This is a genomic window from Amycolatopsis sp. NPDC050768, from assembly GCF_040654155.1.
Lineage (GTDB): Bacteria > Actinomycetota > Actinomycetes > Mycobacteriales > Pseudonocardiaceae > Amycolatopsis.
In genome coordinates this window covers 265,530-285,424 of the sequence record NZ_JBFAHL010000006.1, presented here as the reverse complement: position 1 = coordinate 285,424, position 19,895 = coordinate 265,530, and the positions used below count along the sequence as shown (strand labels likewise).

Here is a 19,895-nt window from a genome sequence, read left to right as displayed (position 1 = left end):
GGATCGTAAGGATTGGGGTTCGAAGATGATCGTGGTGACAGGGGCGACGGGGAACATCGGCCGTCCGCTGGTGGCGGCGCTGGCGGCGGCGGGCGCGCCGGTGACGGCGGTGTCGCGGACGGCGCCGGCCGGGCTGCCCGAGGGAGTGGTGCATCGGGTCGCCGACCTGGCCGCGCCGGAATCGCTGCGCGACGTGGTGGCCGGGGCGGACGCGCTGTTCCTGTTCCCGGGCGGCCCGGCTCCGGCGGAGCTGGCCGACGTCGCGAAGGCCGGGGGAGTACGGCGGCTCGTGCTGCTGTCCTCGCAGGGCGCGGCCACGCGGCCGGAGGCTTACGCGTTTTTCACGGCGTACGAACGGGCTGTGCGCTCGTCGGTGCCGGCGGCGACGATCCTGCGGCCGAGCGGGTTCACCACGAACACGCTGGGGTGGGCCCCTTCGGTGCGCGCTTCGCGCCTTGTCGAAGCTCCCTTCGGCGACGTGGCGCTCCCGTTCGTCGACCCGGCGGACATCGCGGCGGTCGCCGCCGCGGCGCTGCTGGACGACTCGCACGACGGCGCCGAGTACGAGGTGACCGGTCCGGAGTCGCTGACCCCGCGTGAACGGGCGGCGATGATCGGCACCGCGCTCGGCGAGCCGGTCCGGTTCGCCGAGCAGACGCCGGACGAGGCTCGCGCGCGGATGCTGGAGTTCATGCCGCCGCCGATCGTCGAGGCGACGCTCGGGGTGCTGGGTTCCCCGTTGCCCGCCGAACGCCGGGTGAGCCCCGACGTGCCGCGGGTGCTGGGCCGCCCGGCCCGTGCGTTCGCCGAGTGGGTGGCGGACTCCGTCGCCGCGTTCCGCTGAGGGACCGGCGAAGGTGCACCAGCCCGCCGCGCCGGCCGCGTCGATCTCCGCGTGGGCCGGCGCGCGGGCTGCGGTGGGCTCGCGTCAGGCGAGGCGCGCGGGCCCACCGACGAGGTCGACCAGGTCGGCCAGCGCCTCGCCCAGCGGCAGGTCGACGCGGACCCGCGCGTGCGCGTCGCCGCGGGTCTGGCCGCGGTTGACGATGAGGACGGGTTTGCCGGTTTTCGCGGCGTGGCGGACGAAGCGCAGACCGGACATGACCGTGAGCGACGAGCCGAGGACGAGCACCGCCGAGGATTCGTCGATCAGGCGGTAACAGCGTTCGACGCGTGGGCGCGGCACGTTCTCGCCGAAGAACACCACGTCGGGCTTCAGCACACCGGCGCACGTGGTGCAGTCGACGAGCGTGAACGTGCGTACGGCTTCCTCGGCGAGCTCGACGTCGCCGTCGGGGTTGATCCGGGTGGCGGTGCCGCCGAAGTCCGGGTTGGCCGCGCGCAGGCGGTCGTCCAGCTCTTCGCGCGGCGTGGTGCGGCGGCAGCCGAGGCAGATCACGCGATCGAGGTTGCCGTGCAGCTCCACCACACCGCGCGTGCCCGCCGCGCGGTGCAGGCCGTCGACGTTCTGCGTGATCACGCCGGACAGCAGGCCGGCTTCGCGCAGGGTCGCGATGGAGTGGTGCCCGGAGTTGGGCTCGGCGCGCGCGATGGTGCGCCAGCCCAGGTGGCTGCGCGCCCAGTAGCGGCGGCGGCCCTCGGCGCTGCTGGTGAACTCGTCGTAGGTCATCGGAGTGTGCCGGCGCAGGCTGCCGGACTCGCCGCGGTAGTCGGGAATGCCGGACTCGGTGGAGATCCCCGCCCCGCTCAGCACCACCACGCGGCCGCGGGAGACGACCTCGGCCACCTCGGCGACGCTTCCGGTGCGCGGGAGCGGTTCACCCGTGCCGGTCCAGGTCAGGGTCGGTCGTGTCCGCACCCGATCAGCTTACGCACCCACGAGGTCGCGTTCGAGGTCCTCGAGACTGCGCCCCTTGGTCTCCGGCTCAGCCGCCACACGAAGACGATCGCGAGGGCCGTCATCACGGCGAAGAACCCGAAGTTGAGCGCGGCCCCGAAGGCATCCAGCAGCGGCGGGAACACGAGCGCCACCGCTGCGGAAGGTGTTCACGGTCGGGATTCTGCTCGTGTTCTTCCAGAACTTCGTGGGCATCAACACGATCATCTAATACGCGCCCACGCTGCTGACCAACGTCGGGTTCGGCTCGTCCGGCGCGATCCTCGCCAACGTGGGCAAGCCGGCCGCCGGTGAGCAGCCGCAGCCGCAACGGCTCCGCGCGCTCGGCCTCGTCGCGGGCGCCGGCGCGGACGACGGCCAGCTCGGCGTCGGCCGCGTCCTCGCTGCCGCGCAGGCGGGTCAGGACGGTGCGGGCCGTGCGTTCGTCATGCTGGTTGACCGCGAGCCAGCGCGGGCTTAGCCCCACAGGATCCCGCCCAGTGCGCCGAAGAACCAGATACCGAAGTTCGCTGCCCGCCGCCCGCTCACTTTTCGATCATGACCCGCGCGGCGAAGATCGGCAGCGTGAAAGCGATTTCTCCTGGCAGGGCAACACAAATCCCCCGGACTTGCAGATTCCGGTTTGGCCGGGTTGTCGCTGGGTACTTCAAGGGCATGTGGTTCGCGTTGGGTACACCCGTGGTCCTGATGGTCGCCGCCGTGTTGATGGAGCGGTTCGAGCAGCACTGCACCCGGGTCCCGGCGAGAGCCGCGGCGGGCGAAGGCACGCCGGAAAGGCCTGCGCTTGAACGGGCAACGCTTCGCAGGACTACGGACCGCGAAGTTCCGCGTCCGGTGGCGGCGCCGACAGTGGCTCTGCCGCACTGATTTCCGCCCGGTGCGGACCACCAGGTGAATTCGGGAACGTGGTGCGGCGCCGGTCACGGCCGCGGGCGGCGGCCAGGGACGGAGACCGGCGTGGGCACCTGCGGGGAAAGGGCCGGGCTCCCACCGTCGGGGTGCGGGAGCCCGGCTCGTCTCGCGCGCGGGGTGATTACTGGGCCGCGCCCGAGGTGAGGGTTTGGTACCACGCGTCCCACGGGTGGTTGGTCGCCGCGTAGTTCGCCGGCGGGTTCGTGGCCAGGCCCGCCGAGTCGAAGTCCCACCCGCGGACCAGGTGCCCGCTCTGCCGGGCCGAGGTGATGAACGCCGACTCCGTGGCGGGGGCGCCGTAGAACAGCGCGTCCTGCTGCAGCTCCGCCGGGTCGCCCTGCTGGTACTCGTCGAACGCGACCTGCGGATAGCGCACGCGTTCGCCGGAGACGCGGTCGGTGGCGTAGCGCAGGGTCTGGGCGGGCGTCGGGCCGTCGGCGCCGGTCGACACGGTCACGCGGCGGGTGCCCGACGTGCCGGTCGCCTTCGGGAACAGCGCATCCGAGGTCTTCGCGTTGCCGCTCCAGGTCACGGCGCCCGACGCGTCGAGCGCGCCCTGCCACTGCCAGTTCTGGCTGGAAGACTGGCTGCGGTGGATCTCGCGCACACCGGTGCCGGTGAAGGCGACGGTGGGGGACACGCCGTCGTCGTACTTCTGGCTCGCCGACCAGGTCAGCTCGCCGTCGGCGCCGAGCTTCGCCGTGTGGGACCAGAGCGTGGCCGCGGTCTGCGACTGGTGGACCTCCACGAGCCGGCCCGAGTCGTCGAGCGCGATCGCGGGGGTCTGGCCGCTGTCGTAGCGGCCGTGGCGGTTCCAGGTCACGCGGCCGTCGGCGCCGTACGTCCCGGTCCAGTACCAGAGCGCGCCGGCGCCGGAGTCGTGCACCTCCACGACCTGGCCGCGGCCGTTGATGGCCACCGCCGGGTGGTAGCCGACGTCGCGGCGGTACTCGGCACGCGTGCCGCTGTCGCCCGAGAGGAGCGTGAGCACCTTGCCGCGCAACGAGTCCGTGGTCGCGCCGGCCGGGTAGTCCTCGGCGAGCAGCAGCCGAGGGCCGAAGGCGGTCTGCAGCTCCTGGTTCACCGCGGCCAGGTTGCCGGCGGCGAACGACGTGTTGTCGGTGAGGTCGTCCTTGAGGTCGAGCATCACCACGATCGGCGCGGCCGTGGGGTGCGCGGCCGACCAGGTGTTCACCACGGCGAGCCAGTCGCGCAGGTTGTTCGACGCGGGGTTGCCGGCGTGGTCGACGAGGTCGCCCGGGCTGCCGTGCCCGATGCCGTAGTCGTGGGTGGTGGCGTAACCGTTGTCGTGGATGTCGAACTCGACGAAGCGGACGCCGTGGTCGAGCTGGTAGGTGATCGAGCCCTTCGCGCCGTCCACGTCGCCGGAGTAGCTGTTGTGGGTGGCCTTGAAGGTCGTCGAGGTGAACGGTGTGACCGCCGCGGTGGCGGGTGCCGTGACCAGCGCGAACGCGGTGGCGGCCGCGGCGAGCGCCACGGGCGCACGGAAGCGGTGCATGTGTGGTGACCCCCAGGTCGAGTGCGGAAAGTGGCGAAATCGTAGCGATCATCCACCGAGTTCATGGCATGTTCGGACGATGCCGGACAACAACGGGAAAATCTTTGCCGACCAGGTGGCCGACGTGCTGGGCGCGCTGCCCGGGGTCAAGGCGGTCGCGCTGGGCGGGTCGCGCGCCCAGGGCAGCGCCGGCCCGGATAGTGACTGGGACGTGGCGGTCTACTACCGCGGCGCGTTCGACCCCGGCGACCTGCGCGCGCTCGGCTACCCGGGTGAGGTGTCCGAGCTCGGCGAGTGGGGCGGCGGCGTGTTCAACGGCGGCGCGTGGCTCACGATCGACGGCCGGCGCGTCGACGTCCACTACCGCGACCTCGACTCCGTCGAACACGAGCTGGCCGAAGCGCGCGCCGGGCGGTTCCACTGGGAGCCGCTCGCGTTCCACCTCGCCGGCATCCCGAGCTACCTCGTGGTGGCCGAACTGGCCGTCAACGAGGTGCTGCGGGGCAGCCTGCCGCGTCCGGAGTACCCGCCGGCGCTGCGGGAGACCGCCCCGAAGTTCTGGCGCGCCTCGGCGGAGCAGACGCTCGGCTACGCGAAGAGCGCGCACGTCGAGCGCGGGCACACCACGGAGACGGCGGCGTCGGTGGGCGTCGCGGCGCTGCAGACCGCGCACGCCGTGCTCGCCGGGCGGGGCGAGTGGGTCACGAACGAGAAGACCCTCATCGAGCGCGCCGGGCTGCGCGGGCTCGACGACGTGCTCAGCGGCCTCGCCCACGACCTCGAAGGCGCCTTCGCGACCGCCGCCGCGCTGCTGCGGGCGGCCCGCTGACGGTCGAACGAAGTGGCTAGTGTCGACAGTTGAGGCCTCCAGCGCGATGACACCTCGATAACGGGACGATCAGTACCGAGAGGAATCGACGCGTCACTTCACTTGCGTGACCAGGAATTTTCCTTGTCGTGGAAGATCTTTTTCGTGGTCGATCATGGCGATCGTCTCACTGCGACCCTTGACACAGACTGGGCTGGGGCAGAGACTCTCCCGAAGTGTCGACACCTTGCGAATAGCAGTGCAGCCATCAGCAAGGAGGAGCAGTAGTGAGCAACCCAGAAGTCCGACCGGTTGGGGTGGCGGTCGGCCGATGACGTCGTCGAATGTATGTCTGGACGCGCGTGATCTGCTGCTGGGCCACAAGGCCCGGCGCGGCAACGCGTTCTCCACGGCGGTCCTCGACCTCAACCTCCAGATCATGGACGAGGAGTTCGTGGTCATCGTCGGGCCCAGCGGGTGCGGCAAGACCACGTTCCTCGAAGCCGTCGCCGGGCTGGTCCCGGTCTCCGGCGGTGCGCTGGAGGTGGGCGGCAAGGCCGTCAAGGGACCCGGCCCCGAACGATCGCTGGTGTTCCAGCACGCGTCGCTCTACCCGTGGCGCACGGTGCTGGACAATGTCCTCTTCGGACCGCAGGTGCAAGGCCGGCTCACGCGGGAGGTGCGCGCCCGGGCCGAGGAACTGCTGGAGATCGTGGGCCTCTCGCACGTCGCCCGCAAGTACCCGCACGAGCTCTCGGGTGGCATGAAGCAGCGCGTGAACCTCGCGCGGGCCCTGGCCACCGACCCCACCCTGCTGCTGCTCGACGAGCCCTTCGGTGCGCTCGACGCGCAGACGCGCGAGAACCTGCAGGACGAGCTCCTGCGGATCTGGCAGGCCGACACCGTCAGCTCGAAGAAGACCGCGATGTTCGTGACCCACGACGTGAACGAGGCCGTGCTGCTCGCCGATCGCGTGCTCGTGTTCTCATCTTCCCCGGCCCGCGTTGCCCTCGAGGTCAAGATCGACGCGCCCCGCCCCCGGGACGCGGCCTGGCGGCGCAGCTCCGAGTTCCTCGCCTACGGCGACCGGATTCTCGAGGCGCTGCACCACAAGCCGGCCGACGAGAGCGCGAACCCCACCCCCACCCAGGAATCCGCGGCTGCGGAAGACTCAGCGAGGAACCATGACAACGGCGTCAACACTGACCAGGCCGCCGAGCCCGCCCGGGCAACCCGCGGCAGTGGAGTCCAGGGGACTGTCCGCCTGGGTTCAGCGCAGGCGTAGCGGCCTGCTCGGCGCGGCCGGGCTCGTCATCGTCCTGGTGCTGTGGCAGGTCTGCACCGCCACCGGCGTCGTCGACGTCTCCTTCAGCAGCAGCCCGACGCGCATCGTCTCCTCCGAGATCGACCTGTTCGGCTCGGGCACCATCTGGCCCGCGCTCGGCGCGACCGGTCTCGAGCTGTTGTGGGGCCTGCTGATCACGTTCGTCGTCGGCATCCCGGTCGGGCTCGTGCTGGGCCGCAGCAAGATCCTGCACGACATGACCGAGCCGATGGTCAACATCCTCTACTCCGTGCCGTACGTGATGTTCCTGCCGATCATCATCTTCTGGTTCGGCATCGGCGACGTCTCGCGCATCCTCGTGATCATCTGGGCCGCGATCCTGCCGCTCATCATCAACATCACCGCCGGCGTGCGGAACCTCGACAGCGACTACACCCGCGTGGCCACGGTGTTCTGCACGCCGCGGCTGCGGTTCTTCTACGCCATCGCGCTGCCCGCGACGCTGCCGTACATCCTCGCGGGTGTGCGCCTCGCCGTCGGCCGCGCCTTGGTCGGCGCGATCGTCGCGGAGCTGTTCCTCGCGAGCCAGGGCCTCGGGTATTTCGTCCAGACCCAGACCTCGAACTTCAACATGGACAACGCCATGGCCGGCATCATCATCCTCGCTGTCGTCGCGCTGCTGCTCAACGGCGCCGTGCGGATGATCGAACGCCGCTTCACCCACTGGGCAGGTTCGCAATGAACAAGAAGCTTCTTTCGACGGTCGCCGCCACGGCGGCACTGGCGCTCGGCCTGTCCGGCTGCGCCGGCAAGGGCGGCACCGACCCGGTCAAGGCGGACGCCAGCGGCGCCCTGCCGATCACCATCGGTTACACCGCGCTCGGCGCGGGCTACTCCGACCTGTACGTGGCCCAGGACGAAGGCATCTTCGCCAAGCACGGCCTCAAGGTCACGCTCAACCGGCTCAACGACAGCTCGCAGCTCGTCGCCGCGCTGTCGAGCAACAGCGTGAACATCGGGGTCGGCGTGGCAGCGGACTCCGCCGCCGCGATCATGAAGGGCTCCGACCTCAAGTACGTGGCGATGTCGGAACCGCACTACAACCTCGAGATGTGGGCCAGCCCCGACATCAAGACGATCAAGGACCTCAAGGGCAAGAAGGTCGCGATCTCCTCGCCCGGTTCGCAGAGCGACTTCGGGCTGACCGACCTGCTCGAGGCCAACGGCATGAAGCGCGAAGACGTGCAGGCGGTGTTCGTGAAGAGCGTGCCCGCCGAGGTCGCGGCGCTCGGCAGCGGTGCGGTGTCCGCGCTGCTGACCCAGCCGCCGAACGGCACGCAGAGCCGGGAGAAGGGCGCCCACCGCCTGGCTTCGCTGGCCGATCTGCAGTTCCCGCTCGGCGCGTACACGGTGCAGAACAAGTTCCTGCAGAACAACCGTGAAGCGGTGAAGCGGTTCTACGCCGCGGAAGCCGAGTCGCTGCAGTACCTGCGCTCGCACAAGGCCGAGACCGTGAAGGCGATCAAGAAGTACAGCGGCGTGCAGAGCGACGACCTGGCCAACTACGCGTACGACTTCTTCCTCACCGTGTGGTCGCAGACCCCCGAGGTCGATCCCAAGGTGATCAAGCAGGCGTTCGACGAAGCGGCGCACAACGCGAAGTCGACCCCGCCGGCGGACGTCACGAAGTACATCGACAGCACGCTGGCGGCGGCATGACCGTGCCGAAGACGGCCGCCGCCGTGTTCGAGGACGGCTGGGCGCCTTACCTGACGGATCGCGACCGGGCCGTGCTCGCCGCCACGTCGTGGGCCAAGCAGGCGCCATTCGGCCTCGGCTCGCGCCCGCTCGTGGTGGCCGTCGACCTATACTACGCCGCGCTCGGCCTGCCGCGGGCCGGCATCGTGGAGTCGGTCGCCGACTGGCCCAGCTCGTGCGGGGACGCCGGTTGGGAGGTCGTCGACCGCACCGCACCGTTCCTCCAGGCGGCCCGCGATGCCGGCGTGCGCGTGGCGTACTTCCACGCCACGCCACCGGAGTACGGGCGCTGGAACCGCAAACCGGCTCCGGCGCTCGCGCCGAAGCCGCGCGCGGTGGACGGCAACGCCATCGTCGCCGAGGTGGCCCCGGCCGAGGGTGACATCGTGCTTCGGAAGATCGGCCCGAGCTGCTTCTTCGAGACCCCGCTCGACACCATCCTCCGGGCGGGGGGCTACGACACGCTGCTCGTGGTCGGCGAGGCCACCAGCGGCTGCGTGCGCTCGACCGTGGTCGACGCGTGCAGCCGGGGCTACCGCGTGGGCGTGGTCGGCGACCTGTGCTTCGACCGGTTCGAGTCGTCGCACTGGCTGAGCCTGTTCGATCTCAACCAGAAGTACGCCGACGTGATCACCGCCGACGCGGCCACCGAGTACTTCCAGGCCGACACGCGACGAGGAGCAGCATGAACGACACCGGTCCCGACCTGCGGCGCTGGCTCGCCGAAGCCGAGCGCGAAGGCGAGGTCCAGCCGATCGAGGGCGCCCACTGGGAGCTGGAGATCGGCGCGCTCTCACAGGTCAACTACCGGCGCAGCAAGCCGAAGGCGATGCTGTTCGACTCCATCAAGGACTACTCCGCGGGCTCGCGGGTGCTGTCCGGTTCGGTCAGCAACCCGCGGCTGCTCGGCTCCGTGCTGGGCCTCGGCTGGGACAACACCGACGAGGACCTCATGGAGACCCTCGCGGTGAAGCCGGGCGAGTGGGCGGCCAACGCGGCCGAGTTCCGCGCCGTCACGGTGACCGACGGCCCGCTGCTGTCCCATGTGGACGACGAGATCGACCTGCTGAAGTTCCCCGTGCCGCGCTGGCACGAGGGCGACGGCGGGCGCTACATCGGTACGGGCTGCGCCGTGGTCACGCGTGACTACGACACCGGGCGGATCAACCTCGGCGCCTACCGCATGCAGGTGCAGGACGAGGGCCGCTCGGCGACCGTGAACATCGAGGCCGGCAAGCACGGCGCGCAGCACCTGCGCCGCTGGTTCGAGGCCGAGGGCCGCGCGCCGATCGCCGCGTCGCTGGGGCACCACCCGGCGTACCTGGTGGCGGCGGGCGTCGAGGTGCCCGGCGACGTGTCGGAGTACGACTACGTCGGGGCCATGACGGGTTCGCCGGTGCGCACGATCGCGGGCCTGGCCACGGGCCTGCCGCTGCCGCACGACGCGGAGATCGCGATCGAGGGCTGGGTGCGCCCGGCCGACACGCGCCCGGAGGGCCCGTTCGGCGAGTGGACCGGGTACTACTCCGGTTCGAAGGACCCGATCCTCGCGATCGACATCGAGAAGGTCTACTACCGCGACGACCCGATCCTGCTCGGGGCGCCTCCGGGCAAGCCGCCGCACGACTACTCGTACATGCGCACCGTGATGAAGTCCGCGATCATCACCGACTCGCTGCGCAAGACCGGGCTGCCCGGCGTGCGCGCCGTGTGGGCGCACGAGGCCGGTGGCGGGCGGTCGCTGCTGATCGTGGCGATCGAGCAGAAGTACCCGGGGCACGCGCGCCAGGCCGCGTACCTCACGGCGCAGCTGCCGAACGCCGCGTACATGAACCGCTTCACGGTGGTCGTGGACCACGACGTGAACCCGCGTGATCTCGGCGAGGTCGTGTGGGCGATGTGCGGGCGTACCAACCCCGAGCTCGACATCGAGGTCATGAAGCGGACGTGGGGCAGCCGCGTCGACCCGCTCACGCTGCCGGGCGAGATCGCGTTCAACAGCCGCGCGGTGATCGACGCGTGCCGGCCGTTCGAGCGGCTCGCGAGCTTCCCGGCAGTGGCCGAGTCGACCGAGGACCTGGTCGCTTCGGTGACCAGGCGCTGGCCCGAGGTGCTCGGCTAGTGACCGACGCGGGCGTCGAAGACCTGCGGAAGGAGCTGTTGTTCAGCGCGTTGCGCGGGTCCGACGGCGACTCGTCGCTCGCGTTCACGATCTTCCGCGAGCTCGCCACGAGCATCGTGGAGGGCAGGCTGCGGCCCGGTCACGAGGTCAACTCGGCCGAGCTGGCCCGGCGGTTCAGCACTTCCCGCACCCCGGTGCGGGAGGCGCTGCTCCTGCTGGAACGGGAGTCGCTGGTGATCGTGCCGCCGCGGCGGCGGCCGTACGTCTCGCCGGTGGACATGCGGCAGGTGCGGGAGATCTACGAGATCCGGGGCAGCCTCTACGGGCTGGTCAGCGAGCTGGTGGTCGCCCGCGCCACGGACGAGGAGATCGACGGTCTGCGTGCCTGGCAGAAGGTGCTGGCCGACGACGCCGAACGCGGCGACGTCCACGGCTACTTCTGGCACAACGTCGGGTTCCGCAACGCCGAGGCGAGCCTCTCGCAGAACGGCGAGCTGCAGCGGCGGCTGTCCTCGCTGGGTCTGCAGATGCACCGCTTCCGGCACCTGAGCCTGTCTCTGCCGGGCCGGCTGCTGCACTCGGTCGCCGACCACGAGCGCCTCGTCAACGCCTACGCCGACCGCGACGCGCCGCTCGCCGCGGCGGTGAGCCGGTCGCTGGTGCTGCGGGGTTACCGGGCGATCGAGCGGTCCGGCCAGGTGTGAGGCAGTCGTAGTGCCCGGCTTCCCGGCCGGGCGCGCGTAACCGCCGTCTGTGCGCGCGAGGCCCCGACCCGTGCACAGGCGTCGGTCACCCGCGTCCGGCCGGGACGTCAGGCGTCGGGCGGGCCGGGGGAGCGCTCGACCTGCAGGCCCGACCAGCCGGACTCCTCTATCGCCTGCAGCCCGGCCGCGATGATGGACTTCGTCAGCGCCACGGCCAGCGGGGCGTCGCGGTCGCGGTAGGCCTCCAGGAGCCGCTCGTGGTCGTCCACGGAGCGCGTGAGGCGGCCGGGCAGTGACAGGCTCACGTGGCGCAACTGGAGCGTGCGCAGGCCCAGTGAGCCGAGCAGGCGGGTGAGCTGGTGGTTGCCCGCGACCTCCGCCTCGGCCTGGCGGAAGGTGACGTTGTGCCAGAAGTAGGAGTCCACGTCGCCGCGTTCGGCGTCCTCGCGCAGGTGGGTCTGCCAGTTTTCCAGCACGTCGAGCGCGCTGTCGGGGGCGTTGCGCACGATCAGCTCGCTGACCAGGCCGTGCAGGCTCGCGCGGATCTCGTACATCTCGCGCGCCTGGCTCAGCGTCACCGGGGCCACGCGCGGGCGCCGGCGGGCCGGGATGTCCACGAGGCCTTCGCGCTGCAGCGTCAGCAGCGCTTCGCGCACGGGCGTGCGGCTGCTGGTGTAGCGGCGGGCGAGCTCGACGGAGTTCACGTCGGCGCCCGGCGGCAGGCGGCCGTCGATGATCTGCACTGCGAGGTCCTCGACGATGCGGTCCACGAGCGAGATCTCGGTGCGCCCGTCCCGCAGGATGCGGCGCAGGACGTCGGTGCCGGGCCGTTCGCCGGTTTCGTCCGGCACGGTCACGGGGTCTCCTCGGGGGTCGTGGCCGCTCGCAGGACGTCGAGCATCTGCTGTGCGGCCGGGGGGTGGCTCGCGTTGAGCAGCCGGACGGCCGCGATGCGCCGGCGCGGCGCGGGACCGGCGATGTCCACGGCGACGACGTCGGGCCGCAGCGCCACCAGCGCGAGCCGCGGAGCCGCGCTGATGCCGACGCCCGCCGCCACCAGGCCCTGCGCCGACAGGTAGTCCTCCGTGGCGAAGCCGATGTCCGGTTCGAACCCGGCGAGCCGGCACAGCGTCGTGAACGCCTCGTCGTACGGCGGGCGGTGGCTGCGCACCACCCAGCTCTCGCCCGCGAGCTCGCGCAGCTCCACTTCGGACTCACCGGCCACGGGGTGGTCCACCGGCACGAGCACGCACAGCGGGTCGTCGGCCAGGTGGATCCACTCGATGTCGGCGGGCACCGAGCGCGGGTCGAAGTCGTAGTCCCAGGCCAGGCCCAGGTGGATCGAGCCGTCGCGCAGGTTCGCGGGCATGTCGGAGGCGTGGGCCGAGCGCAGCACGATCTTCGTGTCCGGGTAGCGCTCCTGGTACGTCCGCACCACGCGCGGGATGAGGTCCGCGCCGGCGGTGGGAAACGCGCCGAGGCGCACGTACGACTGCTGCGCCTTGAGGTCCTGCATCTCCTGCTCGATGTTCGCGATCGTGCCGAGCAGGCCCGTGCTGCGCTCGGCGAGGATGCGCCCGGAGTCGGTGAGCTCGATGCCGCGGGGGCCGCGGATCATGAGCGGCACGCCCAGCTGCCGCTCCAGCAGCGCCATCTGCTGCGACACGGCGGAATGGGTCATGAACAGGGCTTCGGCCGCCGCGGTGAACGAGCCGCGTTCGGCCACCGCCGAGAAGATCTGCAGTCGCCGAGCTTCGAGCACCCGAGTCCTTTCCCGACCGCTCTCGCGGTCCCGCCGTCAGCCACCGTGGGTGAGAGCGTCTTTGCGTCTGGTCACGTCACCGTCCCACGCCGGGGGAGCGAGCTCCCACAGGCCCACCCGGGAGAGCGCGCGGCGAGCGGTGAAGTCCACCAGGTCGTCGATCGTCTCGGGTCGAGAATAGAAGGCCGGGACCGGGGGCGCGATGATGGCGCCCGCTTCGGCCGCCGCGGTCATCGACTTGAGGTGCCCGAGGTGCAGCGGCGTCTCGCGCACCATGAGCAGCAGCGGCCGGCCCTCCTTGAGGCACACGTCGGCGGCGCGGGCGACGAGGTCGTCGGTGTAACCGGTGGCGATGGCCGAGAGCGTCTTGATGGAGCACGGGGCCACCACCATGGCCTCCACGGGGAACGAGCCCGACGCGATGGTCGCGCCGATCTCGCCGGGCCGGTGCGTGACGTCGGCCAGTTCGCGCACGTCCTCGGCGGACAGGTCGCACTCGTGGCGCAGCGTCACGATCCCGGCCTTCGACAGGATGAGGTGCGTCGAGAAGTCCGGACGCTCGCGGAGCAGTTGCAGAATGCGCACGCCGTAACACGCACCGCTCGCCCCGGTGATGGCCACGACGACGTTGCGCCGCGGAAGTCCTGTCTCCGTCAACGGGCACCTGCCTTTCGCTGTCACCCGGTTGTGGTGCCGGGCTCGGGTCATCGCATCACGCCGGGCCCCGCTCGCGCGAGGGGGCCGCTGTAAGAACTGCTTACCGGGGCCGACAGCAAAGCGCGCTGGTTGCCCCTGTCCTGGGCACCTAGCGTCGAGGACCAGCGAGTTTTCCCACACGTGGTCTTCGGCACTGAGAGGTGAGTCGGACGGACAGCGACGAGATCGTCCCCTACCCGGTTCTCGACACGCACGCGCACATCGTCCCGCCATCGCTGCTCGCGGCGCTCGAGAAGGCGCCCGCGTGCGGCTTCAGCGCCCGGCGCACGGAGAAGGGCTGGGTCGTCGACGTGCCCGGCATGGGCGAGACCCGCCCGATCGGCGCGCGGATGAACGAGACCGGCCCGCGGGCCGGCTGGCGCGCGCAGACGGGCGTGGCCACCCAGGTCATCTCGCCGTGGATGGACATCCAGTCGGCGTTCCTGGAACCGCCCGCCGCGCGCGACTGGGCCCGCACGGTCAACGACGCGATGGCCGAGTCCGTGGCCGAGCTCGGCGGCGGTACGACCGCGCTGGCGTCCGTGGCCACCGACGACGGCGAGCAGGCCGCCGCCGACCTGCTGGAGGCGTGGAAGCGCCCGGAGTTCACCGGCGTCATGCTGAGCACCGACCCGCTCACCGGTTCGGCGCCGCACGAGGAGAACTTCGAGCCACTGTGGACGGTCGCCGCGCGCGAGGAGATCCCGGTGGTGCTGCACCCGCCCACGTACGGGCCCTCGGGTGAGCTCGCCACACTCGGCACGATGGGCAACGTCCACGGCCGGCTGATCGACAACACCGTCGCCGTGACCGAGCTGATCCTCCACGGCCTGCTCGACCGCCACCCCGGCCTCAAGGTGATCCTCGTGCACGGCGGCGGGTTCCTGCCGTACCAGGCGAGCCGGCTCGACGGCGGCTACCGCACCAAGGAGGCGTTCGCGGGGGAGCTCGAGCGGGAGAAACCGTCGGACTACCTGCGCGACTTCGTCTACGACACCGTCGCGCTGTCCGCGCCGGCCATCCGCTTCCTCACCGGGCTCGTCGGCTCCGACCACGTGGTGCTGGGCAGCGACTACCCGTTCGCGCTGGGCGACCCGCGCCCCGTGCACACCGTGCTGGACGCCGGACTGTCCGAAAGCGACACCGAGGCGATCCTGCGCACCAACGCCGAGAAGATCTTCCGGAGGCCCGCATGATCCCGTCCACCTCGACCGCGGGTCCGCTGGCGGTCCGCCGCTGGGGCGCGGGCGAGCCCGTGGTGCTGCTGCACCCGCTCGCCACCTCCGGCGAGCTGTGGACGCCGCTGGCCGAAGCACTCGCCGACGAGTTCCAGGTGTTCGCGTTCGACCTGCGCGGCCACGGCGAGTCCTCGTGGGACGGCAAGCCGTTCTCGATCGCCGACCTGGCCGACGACCTCGGCGCCGCGCTCGACTCGCTCGGGCTCGAGAGCGTGTCGCTGCTGGGCCTGTCGATGGGCGGCAGCGTCGGCGTGAACTTCGCCGGCCGCTTCCCGGGCCGCGTGCGTTCGCTCGTGCTCGCCGACACCACGGCGTACTACGGCGACGGCGCGCCGCAGGTCTGGGCCGAGCGCGCGGAGAAGGCCGTGTCCGTGCCGCGCTCGAAGCAGGTCGCGTTCCAGCTGGACCGCTGGTTCTCCCCGGAGTTCCGCGAGGCGAACCCGAACGAGGCCGACCGGATCGTGAAGATCTTCCTGCGCACCAACAGCGAGGCGCACGCCGCGGCGTCTATCGCGATGGGCGAGATGGACTCCCGCTCGCTGCTTCCGTCGGTCACCGCGAGCACGCTCGTGCTCGTCGGGGAGCACGACTACGCGACGCCGCCGGAGATGGCGGCCGCGCTGGCCGAGGGCATCCCCGGCGCCGTGCTGGAGGTCCAGACCGGCCTGCGGCACATGTCCCTGATCGAACGGCCCGCGCTCGCCGAGCGCGTGCGGGCGCACCTCAAGACCGGCACGACCGGCACGGAGACCGCATGAAACCCGGCAGGTTCACCTACCACTCGCCGCGCAGCCTCGACGAGGCGCTCGCGACGCTGCAGGTCTACGGCGACGACGCCAAGGTCCTGGCCGGCGGCCAGAGCCTGATGCCGATGCTCAACTTCCGCCTGGCGCGCTTCGAGCACCTGGTCGACGTGAACCGCGTCGGCGCCGAGTACGCCGAGCCGACGTTCGGCGACACGCGCATCACGATCCCGCTGCTCGTGCGGCAGCGCCGCGTCGAACGCTCGGCCGAGGCCGCCGCCGTGCTGCCGGTGCTCACCGAGGCGTTGCAGCAGGTGGCACACCCGCAGATCCGCAACCGCGGCACGATCTGCGGCAGCCTTGCCCACGCCGACCCGGCGGCGGAGCTGCCGAGCGTGCTCTCGGTGCTCGACGCGACCTTCACGATCGCTTCGTCGCGCGGGGTGCGCGAGGTGCCGGCGGAGGAGTTCTTCCTCTTCCACCTCACCACTTCGCTCGAGCCCGACGAGCTGCTGCTGCAGGTCAGCGTGCCGCGTCCGCAGGCGAACCAGTTCTCGGCGTTCAGCGAGTTCGCGACGCGTCGCGGCGACTTCGCGCTCGCCGGCGTGGCCGCGGTGTGCGAGGTCGACGCCGCCGGCGTGGTCACCGCGTGCCGCATCGCCGCGGCCGGCGTCGCGCCCACCCCGCACCGGCTCACCGACGTCGAGGCGCTGGTCACCGGCGCGTCGCTCGGCGACGACCTGTTGCCCGAGGCCGAAGCCGCCGCCCGCGCGCAGGTCGACCCGACCGGGGACATCCACGCGAGCGCCGAGTACCGCAGCCGGCTCACCGGCGTGCTGGTCAAGCGCGCGCTCGCCGACATCCGAGGAAAACTGGAGGCCACCCGTGCGTGACCACGCGACGGAGTTCCCCACCCGCACCCAGGACGAGACGCACACCGTGGGGTGCACGGTCAACGGCCGCGAGTACGAGGCCGTCATCGACCCGCGGATGACGCTCGCCGACTTCCTGCGCGAGAAGCTGCGCCTCACCGGCACGCACCTCGGGTGCGAGCACGGCGTGTGCGGCGCGTGCACGGTGATCGTCGACGGCGCCGCCACGCGCTCGTGCCTCATGCTCGCCGTGCAGGCCGACGGTGCCCAGCTCGAAACCGTCGAGGGCCTGGCCGAAGACGGCGAGCTGTCGCCGCTGCAGTGCGCGTTCAAGCGCAACCACGCGCTGCAGTGCGGTTTCTGCACGCCCGGTTTCCTGATGAGCGTGACGGCGGCCTTGCGCGAGGAGAGCGTGACGACCGAGGAGCAGGCCCGCGAGGTGCTGTCCGGCAACATCTGCCGCTGCACCGGCTACACCGGCCTCGTGAAGTCCGTACTGGAAGCCTCTGCCGGAAAGGACGCCCAGGCATGAGCGACACCCTGGTCCCCGAAGGCACGATGATCGGCCGGCGCCTGGAGCGCCGCGAGGACGAGCGCCTGCTGACCGGCCACGGCGGTTACCTCGACGACCTCGACCTGCCCGACGCGCTCGCGGCCGCGTTCCTGCGCTCGCCCCACGCCCACGCGAAGATCCTCTCCTTCGACGCCACCGAGGCGCTCGCGCTGCCCGGCGTGATTGCCGTGTTCTCCGGCGCCGACCTGATGGAGATCCAGAAGCCGCTGGCGCCGAAGGTGCAGCACCCGCAGCTGCGCGACTACCCGCGCCTGCCGATGCCGCCGGCCGAACTGCACTACGTCGGCGAGCCGCTCGCCGTGGTGATCGCCGAGTCGCGCTACATCGCCGAAGACGCGATGGAGCTCATCGAGGTCGACTTCGAGGTGCTGCCCGCGGTCGCGTCCACCGCCGTCGCGTTGCAGGAGAACGGCCCGCTGGCCCACTCCGGCGACGAGACCAACGTCGCCGTGCTGCTCAGCCAGAGCGCGGGTGACGCGGCCAAGGCGCTCGCCGAGGCGCCGAACGTGCTGTCCGACGAGTTCTTCGTGATGCGCGGCGGCGGCCACTCGATGGAGACCCGCGGCGTCGCGGCGCGGTTCGAGGCGGCGACCGGGCAGGTCACCATCTGGGACACCACGCAGGCCCCGCACTACGCGCGCCAGCAGCTTTCGGTCATCTACGAGATGGCCGAGGACGACATCCGCGTGATCGCGCCGGCCGACGTCGGTGGCGGGTTCGGCCCGAAGGCCCAGTTCTACGGCGAAGAGGTCGTGATCCCGTGGGTCGCGATGAAGCTGGGCCGCGCGGTGAAGTGGGTCGAGGACCGCCAGGAGAACATGGTCACCTCGATGATGGAGCGCTCGCAGACCCACCGCGTCGACGTCGGTTTCGACAACGACGGCTTGCTGCTGGCGGTCAAGGACGTGATCGAGCACGACCAGGGCGCGTACTGCGCGGGCCTGCAGGTCCCGTCGATCACCACCTCGACGGTGCCCGGCCCGTACCACGTGCCGAACATCGCGATCGAGCTGCGCGCGTGCTACACGAACATGGTGCCGACGTCGTCGGTGCGCGGCGCGGGCCGCCCGCAGGCGGTGTTCGTGATGGAGCGGATGATCGACCGGATCGCCGAGCACCTCGGGCTCGACCCGGCGGAAGTGCGGCGCCGCAACCTGATCCAGGCCGACGAGTTCCCGTACAAGGTCGGCATCATGTTCCGCGACGGCAGTCCGCTCACCTACGACAGCGGCGACTTCCCAACGCTGCTGGAAGGCACTCTCGAGCGCATCGGCTACGACGAGGCGCGCGCGCTGCAGGCCAAGCTCCGCCAGGAGGGCCGCTACCTCGGTATCGGCCTGTCGGTGTACATCGAGGGCTGTGGTCTCGGCCCGTACGAGGGCGCGAAGATCCGGCTGACCAACAAGGGCCGCATCCTCGTCACGCTCGCGGCGGCCGGGCAGGGCCAGGGTTACGAGACCGTCTACGCGCAGATCGCCGCCGACGGCATCGGGCTCGACATGGACTACATCGAGGTCAAGACCGGCGACACGGCCCGGATCCCGTTCGGGCAGGGCACGTTCGCCTCGCGCATCACGGCGACCTGCGGGCCGGCCGTGATGGACGCGGCGAAGCAGATGCGCGAGCGGCTGCTCGACACCGCGTCGGTGCTGCTCGGCTGCGACGCGTCCGAAGTGGACTTCGTCGGCGACAAGGCCTGCCTCGGCGGGGACCTGGAGAAATCCGTTTCCCTGCAACAGCTCGCGCAGACGGCGAACATCGGCAAGCACGGCATCACGATGCCGCGCGGCATCAAGGCCGGCATCGAGACGTCGAGCTACTTCTCGCCGGAGCGGGCCGCGTACGCCAGCGGTGCGCACGCCGCGCTCGTGGAGGTCGACCCGGAGACCGGCGAGATCGAGATCCTCAAGTACGTGATCGGCCACGACTGCGGCAACGTGATCAACCCGCTGCTCGTCGACGGCCAGGTGCTCGGCGGCTTCGCCCACGGCATCGGCAACGCGATGTACGAGGAACCGGTCTACGACGTCGAAGGCCAGCCGCAGGCCACGAGCTACCTCGACTACGCGCTCGTGTCGGCCACCGAGGTGCCGCCGGTCGAGCTGTTCCACATCCAGACCCCCAGCCCGCTCAACCCGCTCGGGGTGAAGGGCGCGGGGGAGGGCGGCACGATCCCGGCGCCGGCCACGATCGCCAACGCCGTCGAGGACGCGCTGCGCCCGCTGCGGGCCCGCGTCACGCGCGCACCCATCACCCCGGCGCGCATCGTCGACGCCATCGTGGCCGCGGCCGCGAGCCAGGACTGAAAGGCACCGGATGCTCATCGAAAACTCCTTCGACGTCTCCGCCGACCCGGACGAGGTCTTCACCTTCCTGCAGGACGCGCACAACGTCGCCGCCTGCTTCCCGGGCGCGGAGCTCGTGGAGGACCTGGGCGACGACTCCTACCGCGGCAAGGTGAAGATCAAGGTCGGCCCGGTCACGGCGGCCTACCAGGGCGTCGCGAAGATCGTGGAGAAGGACGGCGCCGCCCGCGTGGCCGTGCTGGTGGCCGACGGCAAGGACACCCGCGGAGCCGGCACGGCGAAAGCCAAGGCGACCATGCGCGTGACGCCGGCCGAAGGGGGAGCGCACGTCTCCCTCGAGACCGACCTGACCATCTCCGGCAAGCTCGCGCAGTTCGGCCGGGGCATCATGTCCGACGTGTCCGGGCGGATGGTCGGCGAGCTGGCTTCGCGGGTGCGGCAGCGGATCGAAGCCGGGGAAGAAGCCCCGGCCGTGGCTCCCGCTCCCGCCCCGGCCGCCGCGGTCAACGGTTCGGCCGCTCCCACGCCCGCCGCGACCGCTACTGCAACCCCGCCCCGTCCCGCTCCGCAGTTCGACGAAGCACCGCCGATGAAGGCGTCGGTGCTGATCCGCATCGTGCTCGCCGGTTACCTCGAAAGGTGGGCCGCGCGCCTGCGCAAGTCTGCCGAAGCCTGACCCGTCCACCGCCCGACCGATCCACGCTCCGCTCCCCGTCCCCCCGCTCGATGGCCGCCGCA

The 19,895-nt window shown here is 71.2% G+C and carries 20 protein-coding genes; 15 read left to right on the top strand and 5 right to left on the bottom strand.

What is annotated here, in order from left to right:
• The first annotated feature begins 25 nt into the window (after positions 1-25).
• Positions 26-844, top strand: coding sequence for an NAD(P)H-binding protein (locus tag AB0H62_RS19910; RefSeq protein WP_220241196.1), 819 nt, complete (start codon positions 26-28; stop codon positions 842-844).
• Between the two features lie 84 nt (positions 845-928).
• Here AB0H62_RS19910 and AB0H62_RS19905 read toward each other — a convergent pair whose 3' ends face one another.
• A complete protein-coding gene (locus AB0H62_RS19905; RefSeq protein WP_360587368.1) occupies positions 929-1,819 on the bottom strand; it encodes an NAD-dependent protein deacetylase in 891 nt (296 codons plus the stop codon).
• Between the two features lie 310 nt (positions 1,820-2,129).
• Here AB0H62_RS19905 and AB0H62_RS19900 point away from each other — a divergent pair, with 310 nt between their 5' ends.
• Positions 2,130-2,318: a hypothetical protein gene (locus AB0H62_RS19900; protein WP_360587366.1), complete on the top strand. Its 189-nt coding sequence runs from the start codon at positions 2,130-2,132 to the stop codon at positions 2,316-2,318.
• Positions 2,319-2,891: 573 nt separating this feature from the next.
• Here AB0H62_RS19900 and AB0H62_RS19895 read toward each other — a convergent pair.
• On the bottom strand, positions 2,892-4,289 hold the full coding sequence (locus tag AB0H62_RS19895) for a hypothetical protein (RefSeq protein WP_360587365.1): 1,398 nt from the start codon (positions 4,287-4,289) through the stop codon (positions 2,892-2,894).
• A 79-nt stretch (positions 4,290-4,368) separates the two neighbouring features.
• On the opposite strand from AB0H62_RS19895, the gene AB0H62_RS19890 reads away from it, so the two are divergent.
• The 7 genes from AB0H62_RS19890 (at position 4,369) to AB0H62_RS19860 (ending at position 10,966) form a co-directional block, all read left to right on the top strand.
• Positions 4,369-5,118, top strand: a complete 750-nt coding sequence (locus tag AB0H62_RS19890; RefSeq protein WP_360587363.1) for a nucleotidyltransferase domain-containing protein — start codon at positions 4,369-4,371, stop codon at positions 5,116-5,118.
• Positions 5,119-5,428: 310 nt separating this feature from the next.
• Positions 5,429-6,382 (top strand): ABC transporter ATP-binding protein, encoded by a 954-nt coding sequence (locus AB0H62_RS19885; protein ID WP_360587361.1) that lies wholly within the window; start codon positions 5,429-5,431, stop codon positions 6,380-6,382.
• Positions 6,339-7,124 (top strand): ABC transporter permease, encoded by a 786-nt coding sequence (locus AB0H62_RS19880; RefSeq protein WP_220241185.1) that lies wholly within the window; start codon positions 6,339-6,341, stop codon positions 7,122-7,124. Before AB0H62_RS19885 ends, AB0H62_RS19880 begins: the two co-directional genes overlap by 44 nt.
• Entirely contained in the window at positions 7,121-8,101 is a 981-nt protein-coding gene (locus AB0H62_RS19875) for an ABC transporter substrate-binding protein (RefSeq protein ID WP_220241184.1), read from the top strand. Before AB0H62_RS19880 ends, AB0H62_RS19875 begins: the two co-directional genes overlap by 4 nt.
• Positions 8,098-8,829 (top strand): isochorismatase family protein, encoded by a 732-nt coding sequence (locus AB0H62_RS19870; RefSeq protein WP_220241183.1) that lies wholly within the window; start codon positions 8,098-8,100, stop codon positions 8,827-8,829. Before AB0H62_RS19875 ends, AB0H62_RS19870 begins: the two co-directional genes overlap by 4 nt.
• A complete protein-coding gene (locus AB0H62_RS19865; RefSeq protein ID WP_220241182.1) occupies positions 8,826-10,262 on the top strand; it encodes a UbiD family decarboxylase in 1,437 nt (478 codons plus the stop codon). The genes AB0H62_RS19870 and AB0H62_RS19865 overlap by 4 nt, the downstream gene beginning before the upstream one ends.
• The gene (locus tag AB0H62_RS19860; protein ID WP_220241180.1) at positions 10,262-10,966 is read left to right on the top strand and encodes a GntR family transcriptional regulator; all 705 of its coding nucleotides are present in this window, start codon (positions 10,262-10,264) and stop codon (positions 10,964-10,966) included. Before AB0H62_RS19865 ends, AB0H62_RS19860 begins: the two co-directional genes overlap by 1 nt.
• Positions 10,967-11,073: 107 nt before the next feature.
• Here the strand turns inward: AB0H62_RS19860 and AB0H62_RS19855 are convergent, their stop codons facing one another.
• The 3 genes from AB0H62_RS19855 to AB0H62_RS19845 are packed head-to-tail and all read right to left on the bottom strand — an operon-like array spanning position 11,074 to position 13,385.
• Positions 11,074-11,823, bottom strand: a complete 750-nt coding sequence (locus tag AB0H62_RS19855) for a GntR family transcriptional regulator (RefSeq protein ID WP_220241178.1) — start codon at positions 11,821-11,823, stop codon at positions 11,074-11,076.
• Positions 11,820-12,728, bottom strand: coding sequence for a LysR family transcriptional regulator (locus AB0H62_RS19850; RefSeq protein ID WP_220241177.1), 909 nt, complete (start codon positions 12,726-12,728; stop codon positions 11,820-11,822). The genes AB0H62_RS19855 and AB0H62_RS19850 overlap by 4 nt, the downstream gene beginning before the upstream one ends.
• A 36-nt stretch (positions 12,729-12,764) precedes the next feature.
• Positions 12,765-13,385: a UbiX family flavin prenyltransferase gene (locus AB0H62_RS19845; protein WP_255638063.1), complete on the bottom strand. Its 621-nt coding sequence runs from the start codon at positions 13,383-13,385 to the stop codon at positions 12,765-12,767.
• A 200-nt stretch (positions 13,386-13,585) separates the two neighbouring features.
• On the opposite strand from AB0H62_RS19845, the gene AB0H62_RS19840 reads away from it, so the two are divergent.
• From AB0H62_RS19840 to AB0H62_RS19815, 6 genes are read left to right on the top strand one after another with little or no spacing between them, the layout of a single operon-like run.
• Positions 13,586-14,620 (top strand): amidohydrolase family protein, encoded by a 1,035-nt coding sequence (locus AB0H62_RS19840; RefSeq protein ID WP_220241173.1) that lies wholly within the window; start codon positions 13,586-13,588, stop codon positions 14,618-14,620.
• On the top strand, positions 14,617-15,420 hold the full coding sequence (locus AB0H62_RS19835; RefSeq protein WP_220241172.1) for an alpha/beta fold hydrolase: 804 nt from the start codon (positions 14,617-14,619) through the stop codon (positions 15,418-15,420). The genes AB0H62_RS19840 and AB0H62_RS19835 overlap by 4 nt, the downstream gene beginning before the upstream one ends.
• Positions 15,417-16,298, top strand: coding sequence for a xanthine dehydrogenase family protein subunit M (locus AB0H62_RS19830; RefSeq protein WP_360587356.1), 882 nt, complete (start codon positions 15,417-15,419; stop codon positions 16,296-16,298). Before AB0H62_RS19835 ends, AB0H62_RS19830 begins: the two co-directional genes overlap by 4 nt.
• Before the next feature lie 46 nt (positions 16,299-16,344).
• On the top strand, positions 16,345-16,809 hold the full coding sequence (locus AB0H62_RS19825) for a (2Fe-2S)-binding protein (protein WP_360587572.1): 465 nt from the start codon (positions 16,345-16,347) through the stop codon (positions 16,807-16,809).
• Complete coding sequence (locus AB0H62_RS19820; RefSeq protein ID WP_360587354.1) at positions 16,806-19,157, top strand: xanthine dehydrogenase family protein molybdopterin-binding subunit; 2,352 nt, start codon at positions 16,806-16,808, stop codon at positions 19,155-19,157. The genes AB0H62_RS19825 and AB0H62_RS19820 overlap by 4 nt, the downstream gene beginning before the upstream one ends.
• Positions 19,158-19,167: 10 nt before the next feature.
• The gene (locus AB0H62_RS19815) at positions 19,168-19,833 is read left to right on the top strand and encodes an SRPBCC family protein (protein ID WP_220241166.1); all 666 of its coding nucleotides are present in this window, start codon (positions 19,168-19,170) and stop codon (positions 19,831-19,833) included.
• Positions 19,834-19,895 lie beyond the last annotated feature (62 nt).